General features: G+C 51.5%; 10 protein-coding genes and 1 riboswitch. Of the genes, 5 read left to right on the top strand and 5 right to left on the bottom strand.

From position 1 onward, the window contains the following. Window positions 1-253 precede the first annotated feature (253 nt). Both rcnB and rcnA read right to left on the bottom strand, forming a co-directional pair. Entirely contained in the window at window positions 254-592 is a 339-nt protein-coding gene (gene rcnB / locus K0778_RS16825; protein ID WP_000153067.1) for a Ni(II)/Co(II) efflux transporter accessory subunit RcnB, read from the bottom strand. A 218-nt stretch (window positions 593-810) separates the two neighbouring features. Then, window positions 811-1,635, bottom strand: coding sequence for a nickel/cobalt efflux protein RcnA (gene rcnA / locus K0778_RS16820; RefSeq protein WP_000134636.1), 825 nt, complete (start codon window positions 1,633-1,635; stop codon window positions 811-813). 120 nt (window positions 1,636-1,755) lie between these two features. Here rcnA and rcnR point away from each other — a divergent pair, with 120 nt between their 5' ends. The 5 genes from rcnR to K0778_RS16795 all read left to right on the top strand — a co-directional run bounded on the left by rcnR (window position 1,756) and on the right by K0778_RS16795 (window position 5,517). After that, window positions 1,756-2,028 (top strand): Ni(II)/Co(II)-binding transcriptional repressor RcnR, encoded by a 273-nt coding sequence (gene rcnR, locus K0778_RS16815; protein ID WP_000019944.1) that lies wholly within the window; start codon window positions 1,756-1,758, stop codon window positions 2,026-2,028. 91 nt (window positions 2,029-2,119) lie between these two features. Continuing rightward, window positions 2,120-2,216: riboswitch (TPP riboswitch) on the top strand. A 34-nt stretch (window positions 2,217-2,250) separates the two neighbouring features. Further along, entirely contained in the window at window positions 2,251-3,039 is a 789-nt protein-coding gene (thiM, locus tag K0778_RS16810) for a hydroxyethylthiazole kinase (RefSeq protein ID WP_001195564.1), read from the top strand. Next, window positions 3,036-3,836 carry a bifunctional hydroxymethylpyrimidine kinase/phosphomethylpyrimidine kinase gene (gene thiD, locus K0778_RS16805; protein WP_000822274.1) on the top strand — a complete coding sequence of 267 codons (801 nt, stop codon included), beginning with the start codon at window positions 3,036-3,038 and terminating at the stop codon, window positions 3,834-3,836. Before thiM ends, thiD begins: the two co-directional genes overlap by 4 nt. A 64-nt stretch (window positions 3,837-3,900) precedes the next feature. Next, window positions 3,901-4,719, top strand: a complete 819-nt coding sequence (locus K0778_RS16800) for a glycoside hydrolase family 25 protein (protein WP_071940762.1) — start codon at window positions 3,901-3,903, stop codon at window positions 4,717-4,719. A 51-nt stretch (window positions 4,720-4,770) separates the two neighbouring features. After that, the gene (locus K0778_RS16795) at window positions 4,771-5,517 is read left to right on the top strand and encodes a GntR family transcriptional regulator (protein ID WP_000434038.1); all 747 of its coding nucleotides are present in this window, start codon (window positions 4,771-4,773) and stop codon (window positions 5,515-5,517) included. On the opposite strand, the gene K0778_RS16790 is transcribed toward K0778_RS16795, so the two are convergent. Genes K0778_RS16790 through K0778_RS16780 form a run of 3 tightly spaced genes read right to left on the bottom strand, consistent with a single transcriptional unit; the run spans window position 5,491 to window position 8,731 of the window. Beyond that, the gene (locus tag K0778_RS16790; RefSeq protein ID WP_000011957.1) at window positions 5,491-6,456 is read right to left on the bottom strand and encodes a carbohydrate kinase family protein; all 966 of its coding nucleotides are present in this window, start codon (window positions 6,454-6,456) and stop codon (window positions 5,491-5,493) included. The genes K0778_RS16795 and K0778_RS16790 overlap by 27 nt on opposite strands. After that, on the bottom strand, window positions 6,453-7,457 hold the full coding sequence (locus K0778_RS16785; protein ID WP_000846231.1) for an ADP-ribosylglycohydrolase family protein: 1,005 nt from the start codon (window positions 7,455-7,457) through the stop codon (window positions 6,453-6,455). Before K0778_RS16785 ends, K0778_RS16790 begins: the two co-directional genes overlap by 4 nt. Further along, a complete protein-coding gene (locus K0778_RS16780) occupies window positions 7,454-8,731 on the bottom strand; it encodes a nucleoside permease (RefSeq protein ID WP_000858484.1) in 1,278 nt (425 codons plus the stop codon). The genes K0778_RS16785 and K0778_RS16780 overlap by 4 nt, the downstream gene beginning before the upstream one ends. Between the last annotated feature and the right edge of the window lie 91 nt (window positions 8,732-8,822).

Genomic DNA, 8,822 nt, shown 5'->3' with positions numbered 1-8,822 from the left:
GCGGCGTTTACTGGAAAACTCACTGTCGGCAAAAGTCAGTTGCTGGCTCATCCGGTTACTCATTCTGGGTTCAGGTTACAACACGATGATCTCACATCTCGGACTTATTCGCACCTTCCTTAAATCTGGCGCACTGGAGGCAACCGCATTAATCAACGTGAAATACGACTAATAACAAGCAAGACGAGCAAGTGGCTAATAATAAAAAATAACAAGGTGTCTGCATTTCCCCCTCATGATGAGGGGGCTTTTTTTAGCGATGATAAAAAATCTCACCGTCGTAGGCTTTAATGATTTTACCGTCGGTGTCGCTGATCAACACGTACGCGCCACCCATATAGGTCCAGTGCGTCCCGGCATCAGGCGCGGGCAGGTTACGCAACTGCCACTGCTTAATGTTGTACTCATCGGTACGGTACATTTCTGGTACGGTGTCCCCTGGTTTGAAATGCTTAAAGTCAGCAATGAAACTACTTAACTCATACTTAGAAATTCCCGAGGTATTGGTCGAACCCGCGGTGGCTGGTGCGGCCCAGGCGGCACTGGTAACCAGCAAAAGCGCACCCAGCAACATCTTATTTTTAATGGTCATAAACTCTCCACTTTGGGGATCTGTAATATCAGTCGCATATCTTTCCTGCCATACAATATAACTGACAAGCGATATTTTGTTAGTGATCCCATGATTTCGTAAAAAGTGTAAATGAAAGGATGCCCTAAAAGCATCCTTAGCGAGCAGAGAGTCAGCGGAAATAGCTGATTTAAGAATCATCCTGGGCTGAAGATAACATGCAAGCCTAAAGGATTGAGTTATCGCATTATGCCCATGAAGCCATGTACGCCCATATACACACCGACTAAGCCAATCAACAGACTGGAAAAATAGGGGGCGCGTTTAGCGAGAGTGTTAAATCCGCTCCAGCGTTTTGCGACCTGCTGAACGCTGATTGCTGCGCCAACGCCTACGGTGACAAGCGTTAACGCCAGGCCAATGCTGAAACTGACGACCAGTGTTGCGCCCAGTGTCAGGGCTTTCAACTGAATGCATATCAACAGCACGGTAATTGCTGCCGGGCAGGGGATAAGGCCACCGGTTAAGCCAAATAACAAAATTTGCCAGTTGGTGACCTCTCTACCATCAAAGCGTCGTTTAATGTCATTGGCATGGGCTCGTGCATGGGCATCCTGATACTCGCCATGTTCGTGATGGTGATGATGTCCATGGTCGTGGTGATGTTCGTGATCGTGATGATGATGCTCATAATCATGCCCGTGCATATTCTCCAGCCAGTTGCGTTCGCCGCGCCAGGTACGCCAGAACATCCAGAACGCGGTGCTAATAATGATCACTGCGGAAATCAGCTGGAGCCACGGTTCTGCTGATTGAGCAGTAAAGCGCTTGCTGATCACCATCCCGCCAAAGGCAATTAACCAGACCACTGCGGTATGCGAAATAGTTGCTGCCAGTCCGAGCATCACCGCTTGTTTAATGGTGCCTTTGATGGCGATGATAAACGCCGCCATCATCGTTTTTGAGTGCCCTGGTTCCAGGCCATGAAGCGCACCAAGTAAGATGGCGCTGGGGATGAAGAACCAGGCGTTTCCTTGCTGAAGAAGAGTTGTAAATTCGGTCATGATAATAATTCTTAGTATTAATTCGGCAATCTGATTCTACTCCCCCCCAGTACCTGATACTACCCCCCAGTAGATTAATAGTGCTATGATTTTTCATATTCTTGTTAACCAGGTGTTGCCATGTCTCATACAATCCGTGATAAACAGAAACTGAAAGCGCGTGCCAGTAAGATTCAGGGCCAGGTCGTGGCGCTCAAGAAAATGCTCGACGAGCCGCACGAATGCGCTGCAGTTTTACAACAGATTGCTGCTATCCGTGGCGCGGTAAACGGTCTGATGCGGGAAGTGATTAAAGGTCATCTGACGGAACACATCGTTCACCAGGGGGATGAGCTAAAACGTGAAGAAGATCTGGATGTCGTTCTGAAGGTGCTGGATTCATATATCAAATAATTTATTAACGCGATTGTAAAACTGCCGTTTTTCCTCGTTTACAACGCGTGCGCTGGACATTACCATCCTCCTCTGCGATTTATCATCGCAACCAAACGACTCGGGGTGCCCTTCTGCGTGAAGGCTGAGAAATACCCGTATCACCTGATCTGGATAATGCCAGCGTAGGGAAGTCACGGACCACCAGGTCATTGCTTCTTCACGTTATGGCAGGAGCAAACTATGCAAGTCGACCTGCTGGGTTCAGCGCAATCTGCGCACGCGTTACACCTTTTTCACCAACATTCCCCTCTTGTGCACTGCATGACCAATGATGTGGTGCAAACCTTTACCGCCAATACCTTGCTGGCGCTCGGTGCATCGCCAGCGATGGTTATCGAAACCGAAGAGGCCAGTCAGTTTGCGGCTATCGCCAGTGCCTTGTTGATTAACGTTGGCACACTGACGCAGCCACGCGCTCAGGCGATGCGTGCTGCCGTTGAGCAAGCAAAAAGCTCTCAAACACCCTGGACGCTTGATCCAGTAGCGGTGGGTGCGCTCGATTATCGCCGCCATTTTTGTCATGAACTTTTATCTTTTAAACCGGCAGCGATACGTGGTAATGCTTCGGAAATCATGGCATTAGCTGGCATTGCTAATGGCGGACGGGGAGTGGATACCACTGACGCCGCAGCTAACGCGATACCCGCTGCACAAACACTGGCACGGGAAACTGGCGCAATCGTCGTGGTCACTGGCGAGATGGATTATGTTACCGATGGACATCGTATCATTGGTATTCACGGTGGTGATCCGTTAATGACCAAAGTGGTAGGAACTGGCTGTGCATTATCGGCGGTTGTCGCTGCCTGCTGTGCGTTACCAGGCGATACGCTGGAAAATGTCGCATCTGCCTGTCACTGGATGAAACAAGCCGGAGAACGCGCAGTCGCCAGAAGCGAGGGGCCAGGCAGTTTTGTTCCACATTTCCTTGATGCGCTCTGGCAATTGACGCAGGAGGTGCAGGCATGAAACGAATTAACGCTCTGACGATTGCCGGTACTGATCCGAGTGGTGGTGCGGGGATTCAGGCCGATCTTAAAACCTTCTCGGCACTTGGCGCTTATGGTTGCTCAGTTATTACTGCACTGGTGGCGCAAAATACCCGTGGCGTACAGTCGGTGTATCGCATTGAGCCTGATTTTGTCGCCGCCCAGCTCGATTCGGTGTTCAGCGATGTGCGAATCGATACCACTAAAATCGGTATGCTGGCGGAAACCGATATTGTTGAAGCGGTGGCAGAACGGTTGCAACGTTATCAGATCCAAAACGTGGTACTCGACACCGTTATGCTGGCAAAAAGCGGCGACCCGCTGCTTTCACCTTCGGCGGTTGCTACGCTGCGCAGTCGATTATTGCCACAGGTTTCATTAATAACGCCAAACTTGCCCGAAGCTGCCGCCTTGCTCGACGCGCCACACGCGCGCACCGAACAGGAAATGCTGGAACAAGGGCGATCGCTGTTGGCGATGGGCTGTGGCGCAGTGCTAATGAAAGGTGGTCATCTGGATGATGAGCAAAGCCCGGACTGGCTGTTTACCCGCGAGGGTGAACAACGGTTTACCGCACCGCGCATTATGACCAAAAACACCCACGGCACTGGTTGTACACTCTCTGCGGCGTTGGCTGCACTACGCCCGCGCCATACAAACTGGGCTGACACCGTACAGGAGGCAAAAAGCTGGCTTTCATCGGCGTTAGCCCAGGCCGACACGCTGGAAGTTGGTCACGGTATTGGTCCGGTTCACCACTTCCACGCCTGGTGGTGAGCACCGTACTATAGCTGCTTTGGTTATTGTCAGCCTTTGGCACTGACATTCAGGGATGAAACCAATGCAGCTAAGAATTACCAGTCGAAAAAAACTCACCTCTCTATTATGCGCTCTTGGGCTAATTTCCATCATTGCAATTTATCCGCGTCAGACGGTGAATTTTTTCTATTCGACAGCAGTTCAGATTAAAGACTACATCCACTTCTACGGTTATCGCCCGGTTAAATCTTTCGCAATTCGCATTCCTGCCAGTTATACCATTCACGGAATAGATGTTTCGCGCTGGCAGGAGCGGATCGACTGGCAGCGGGTGGCAAAAATGCGCGACAACGGTATCCGCTTACAGTTTGCTTTTATTAAGGCGACGGAAGGCGAAAAGCTGGTGGACCCCTATTTTTCGCGTAACTGGCAACTAAGCCGCGAAAATGGCATGCTGCGTGGGGCGTATCATTATTTCTCCCCGTCGGTATCCGCTTCAGTTCAGGCGCGATTATTTCTGCAAACGGTGGATTTCTCACAAGGCGATTTCCCTGCCGTGCTGGACGTAGAAGAACGGGGAAAATTATCGGCAAAAGAATTACGCAAGCGGGTAAGTCAGTGGCTAAAAATGGTAGAAAAACGCACGGGAAAAAAGCCGATTATTTACTCAGGAGCCGTTTTTTATCACACGAATCTGGCGGGCTATTTTAATGAATATCCGTGGTGGGTGGCTCACTATTATCAACGTTGTCCGGACAATGACGGAATGGCCTGGCGCTTCTGGCAGCATTCCGACCGTGGACAGGTAGATGGCATCAATGGTCCGGTGGATTTTAATGTGTTTAATGGCACGGTGGAGGAGTTGCAGGGATTCGTTGATGGGATTAAAGAAACGCCTTAAATAAGAAGCAGTGATATACTCCCACCAGACTCCCTGGCAGGAAAAAGACAAATGGAACAAGCGCATACCCAGCTGATTGCCCAACTGAACGAGCGTATTTTAGCTGCGGATAACACGCCGCTTTATATTAAGTTTGCCGAAACGGTAAAAAATGCCGTGCGCAGCGGGGTGCTGGAGCATGGCAATATTTTGCCCGGTGAGCGTGATTTAAGTCAGTTAACCGGCGTTTCGCGCATTACGGTGCGCAAGGCGATGCAGGCGCTGGAAGAAGAGGGTGTGGTGACGCGTTCGCGCGGTTACGGCACGCAGATCAACAACATCTTCGAATACTCGTTGAAAGAAGCGCGAGGTTTTTCTCAGCAGGTGGTATTGCGCGGGAAAAAGCCCGATACGCTATGGGTTAACAAGCGTGTCGTGAAATGTCCCGAAGAAGTCGCGCAGCAGCTGGCGGTCGAAGCAGGAAGTGATGTCTTTTTGCTTAAGCGTATTCGCTATGTCGATGAAGAAGCGGTATCGATTGAGGAATCGTGGGTTCCGGCGCATTTAATTCATGATGTTGATGCCATCGGGATTTCACTTTATGACTATTTCCGCAGCCAGCACATTTACCCACAACGTACACGTTCCCGCGTTAGCGCCCGGATGCCGGATGCCGAGTTTCAGTCACATATTCAGTTAGATAGCAAAATACCGGTGCTGGTGATCAAGCAAGTGGCGCTTGACCAACAGCAACGGCCTATTGAGTACAGCATTAGCCACTGTCGCAGCGATCTATACGTTTTTGTGTGCGAGGAGTAGTTCCTCGCGCGTTGGCGCACAATCACCGCCCCGATGCCCGACAACCCACGACGCCACTGCATTGCCCAGTAATACGGCATCCGCCAGTGGCAGACCAGAGGCCAGCCCGGCAAGTACGCCACCTGCATGACTGTCGCCCGCCCCAATGGTGTCTACAACTTGCGTTGGAAATGCCGGAATGCAGCCAGAAGCGTCGTTGCTGAAATACCATGCACCCTCTTTATCGAGACGAACGATCAACGGCGCGGCAAATTTCTCCTGCCATTGCTTGCCAAGTGTTGTTATCTCTGCGGATAAAGCAAAACGTTCGGCGGCAATCTCAGCCTCTTGACGATTGAGTGATACTAAAGGTCGACAGGCCATGATCCGCGCCAGTAATGCGTCCGGGATATCGCCGATACGTGGGCCAAAATCGATAAACGGCGTCACGTCTTGCAGCTTTTCCAGCCATTCCACTAACAATTCGCCGCAGGGCGAGGCCAGTTGATAACCGGAAAAATAGAGCAGGCTGCCAGGCGCAACGGTTAATCGCGCCAGCCACTGGCGATTCCACTGATTTTCCACACCGCTGAATGACATAAAAGTGCGTTCGCCATCCGGCTCAACCAGCGCCAGACACCAGCCGTTATCGCCTTCGGCGTTATCGATCAGGCTGATTAACCCCTCTTTCGCCATCCGGTTGCGAATAATCTCCGCCCACACGCCCTGACCGAGCGGCAAGGCATTACCCGCTTCGATGCCGAGGCGCTTTAACGCCACGGCAATATTCAGTGCGCAGCCGCCAACGTTAACGCTCTGCTGCTTCAGTTCGATATCGCACCCACGCCAGGGGAGGGCATAAGCGTCGGCGATCACATCAATGACCGCCGCGCCGACGACCATCACCGGCTGACGCGAGGTTAATTCAGGCAGCAGCGTGTGTAATCGAGCGCCGCTCATACCGCCTCCCGTTGTTGACGATATTTCGCCAGCGCTGTGGCATAGCGGTTGAAATCAAGCTGATTTACCGCATCCAGTTCCGCCTTTAATGCAGGATCGATAGCGTTAACGCCATGCAACGCGCCGCAAATCGCCGTCGCCATAGCGCCGATGGTGTCTGTGTCGCCGCCAAGGTTAGCGCACAGGACGGCGCAGCGATTCGGGTCGGTTTGTGCCAGTTCAACCAGCGCAATGGCGCACGGAACGGACTCAATAGTGCTGGTACCTGCGCCAACGACCTGGTAAAGCTGTTCGCTGGCGGATTCGGTGCCGTCGGCATTGCGCACAATTTTCAGCGCAATCTCCAGACGTGCTGCCAGTGAGGCGCTGAAGGTAGTGATGCGTTTTTGCTGTGCATGTCGCGCAATTGAAGGCAGTGAATCTACAATCGCTGACCAGCTTTCTCCGTCAATGGCACGAGAAATCGCCCATGCGATGACTACCGCGCCTGCAACCGCCAGATCGGATTTATGGGTCGGGCTGGACGCCAGCGCCACATCATCAATAAAGGAATCAACATCGTGCGCCGGAAGCAAACAACCTAATGGCGAGACGCGCATCGCTGCGCCGTTGGTCACGCCGTTGTTTTCCAGTTCAGCAATGGGTTTACCGTCGCGAATGGCGTTAAGCGCAATCTTCGAGGTCGGACCAAGTACGTTTTTGTTAAAGGCGTCGAAACGCAGCGCCCAGTCGAGAATATTACGCCCAATCAGATTCGGATCGATCTTGCCTTCACGTTCCAGTAACGCATCCGCCAGACACAGCGCCATCGAGGTATCGTCGGTGAATTCGGCGCGGTTAAAATAACAGGCCGCGTTATTCTCCTTTGGTCCAGGAAGAAAACGGTCAATCCAGCCAAAGTGTGCTTTAACGCGGCTGCGTGGCCAAAGCTCGGAGGGCATCCCCATCGCATCCCCTAACGCCTGCCCATAAAGAGCACCGAGAATACGTTCTGTTTTCATTTAACTTCCCCTTGTGTCAACGCAATATCGCGATCATCGACCTTGATAGCCGTAATTTCGTTGTCGGATTCGCGGAAAAAAATCATGAACAGCACGGCGATAATGGCAATCATCACCGCGCCGAAAGTCCACATCCCGGACCAGTTGAAAGTCAGTCCGTTTACCGGTTCCTGATAAGCGAACATCTTTTCCATCATCACACCGCCAAGACGATAGCCGAGCAAACTGCCGAAGCCCTGGCAGCAGAGCGTGATCAGCCCCTGCGCAGCGGTACGCATATGCACGGGGGCTTTTTTATCGACATAGATGTAAGCGGTAACGTAGTAAAAATCGTAACTTACGCCGTGAAGCAAAATACCGAGGAACAGTAACGCGTAGGTGAAATATTCATCCGCACTACCGTAAATAAAGAAGCCATAGCGGATCGCAGCGGTGACCAGACCAAGCAATAATACCTTTTTGATACCAAAGCGTTTAGTGAAAAACGGCAATGCCAGCATAAAGAAGATTTCAGAGAACTGGCCGAGCGTCATCCAGCCGGTGGCGTTTTTCATGCCAACTTCGGTCAGATAACCGTTGGCAAAGATGTAATAGAACGCTAGTGGCATCGCAAACAGGAATGAACAGAAGAAAAAGACGAGGAAGTTTTTATCGCGCAGCAGGATCAGCGCATCCAGGCCGAGCATGACTTTAATATCCATTTTGCCGGTGCTTTTTGGTGGCGTGTCGGGCAGGAAAAACGCAAACACACCGAGCAGAGCAGAACTTCCGGCGGTAATCAGCAGCGGGATGTTAGTCGGTGAGATATCGGCATACCCCAGTATTTGCGGCAAGAAACCACATGCCAGACCGGAGGCAATCCAGCCGATAGTGCCCATCACACGAATGCGCGGGAAATCACGCTCAACATCCGGCACGTTGGCAAAAGCGATGCTGTTAGTCAGCGCAATGGTCGGCATATAGGTTAGCGAGTAGGCCAGCAGTAACGGGAAGAACCCGGCAAAAGTGGTCTGTTGCGCAGCGAAATACATCAGCAGCGCGCCTGCGAACATCAATACCGCCAGCACTTTCTGCGCCGAGAAAAAGCGGTCAGTGATGGAGCCAACCAGAATTGGCGACAGGATCGCCGCAATGGCGGTACAGGCATACGACCAGCCAATTTCTCCGGCACTAAAACCGCTTTTACTTAACCACAACCACAATGGCACAAACCACGCGCCCCAGATAAACCATTCAACAAACATCATGAACGACAGCTTTGCTGTTGTTTTCATCTTTTAATTCCTTCATGACAGGTAATGTAAGGTACGCGATGACAATACCACTTAATAATACCTTTTAAATACCTTTGCGGTGAAAACTTGA

It is taken from the genome of Escherichia sp. XD33 (assembly GCF_019375075.1).
Classification (GTDB): domain Bacteria; phylum Pseudomonadota; class Gammaproteobacteria; order Enterobacterales; family Enterobacteriaceae; genus Enterobacter; species Enterobacter flexneri_A.
This window is presented reverse-complemented; position numbering and strand designations above follow the sequence as displayed.